Annotated in this window: 1 protein-coding gene and 1 tRNA gene; one reads left to right on the top strand and one right to left on the bottom strand. The window is 26.9% G+C overall.

Translation table 11 applies throughout. The features are described 5' to 3' along the window. The first annotated feature begins 16 nt into the window (after positions 1-16). Positions 17-92 (top strand) — tRNA-Lys (locus tag BR69_RS0113155). A gap of 104 nt (positions 93-196) precedes the next feature. Here the strand turns inward: BR69_RS0113155 and BR69_RS0113150 are convergent. Further along, positions 197-1,012: a VanW family protein gene (locus BR69_RS0113150; RefSeq protein WP_027633590.1), complete on the bottom strand. Its 816-nt coding sequence runs from the start codon at positions 1,010-1,012 to the stop codon at positions 197-199. Positions 1,013-1,581 lie beyond the last annotated feature (569 nt).

Here is a 1,581-nt window from a genome sequence, read left to right as displayed (position 1 = left end):
GTTGCCAGGTTGGTAGGGTTCACTAGCTCAGTCGGTAGAGCACATGACTTTTAATCATGGTGTCCAGGGTTCGATTCCCTGGTGAGCCACCAAAACCGTTCAGAGTTTTCTGAACGGTTTAATTTTATTATAAAAATCGTTATCAACAAAAAAACCTGTTATTTAATAAATAACAGGTTTTTTGTTTTATATTAAGTTAACTACTAATATAAGGGTTATAGGTCATATAAGCATGATTTTCAGTTATAAACTCATCCTTTATAATATCATTATTAAAATTTATGGTTTTTCTCATTATTACATTCTTCCTAATATATCCACCAAATATATCTGGAGATATAGAATGATTTTCTTCGTATATTTTATAAGAGTATAGTGACTTTGAATTACTTCTTAATTCGCCTACTAACTTACCATCCTGAATATAGAGAAAGAGTTGATAGGTGTTGTTAGTTGGATTATAAATTTGAAGATCCATATAATTATACACGCAAGTTGCTCCACTTCCAAAAGGTTGAGTTCTATTAGTATCAGGAAAAACATCGTGGCTATGTCTATGTCTTTCTATTACTTCTAAAGGGGAATGGAGAACTATCCAATATATTAAATTTGATAACTGGCATAATCCGCCACCAACACCAGGTTTAAAATTACCATCAGGGGTTAGTATTACTCCATCAAGGTAGCCTTTCCTATAAGTTGGCTTTCTTATTAAGTACCAATAGGAGAAAGTTTCATTAGGTTTTATAATAATTCCATTTAGTTTCTTAATAGCTATTTTTAAATTAGTTACTTTGTTGTATTGGAGATACATAAGAACATTTTTAAGATCTCTAATTAAAGGAGTTTTATGAGTGAATATAATATTTTCCATGGAGTTAAGGGATATTTCTTTGCTAAATGTAGATTTTCTAGAATACCAATAAAGAAATCTTTTAAAGGTAAATAAGTTTTTACCTATAAACAATCTAATTTTAGATCTTTTAATAGGTTTATTTTTAAAGTTTTGCATGAAATCCTCCTAAAATATATTGCAGTAGCCTTATGGATGTTAAGGTAAACTAAACTATTTAGGGTATTATTATGTAAATTATGCTATGTCATAATAAGTATATAATAATTAGGAGAAAGCGGATAGAAACAAATTTGTAATATAAATTTTAAATATAAGAATATATAGGTAATAATTCTTATATTTAACTTAATACTTTCCTTGGTACGATTTTATAGTTAATAATGCTCTTTTAAATTATGGATATATAATATAAGGTTATAAACTATACCTGGTGTATCTATAATATAAAATGAAAGATATTTTGATAAATAAAGATTATATAGAAAATAACTCTATATAATTACATATAAGTATATAAAGTAACAAAATATAATATGATAAGATATTCTTCGTTGTCCATTACAGATGAGTAACAACAAAAATTCATAGTCAGCTATATAAATTAAAAAACTTTTCAAAAAGTGTTGACATGATTTTTAAAAGATGATAATATAAAGAAGTCGCTTGAGGGCGACATGGTCTTTGAAAATTAAACAGATTAAGATAAAGAACCAGCAATTCTTTTA

The sequence above is a fragment of the Clostridium hydrogeniformans DSM 21757 genome (genome assembly GCF_000686705.1).
In the GTDB taxonomy this organism is placed as follows: domain Bacteria; phylum Bacillota; class Clostridia; order Clostridiales; family Clostridiaceae; genus Clostridium_Z; species Clostridium_Z hydrogeniformans.
Note: the sequence above shows the minus strand (reverse complement) of the source record. Positions and strands in the feature narration are given on the sequence as shown.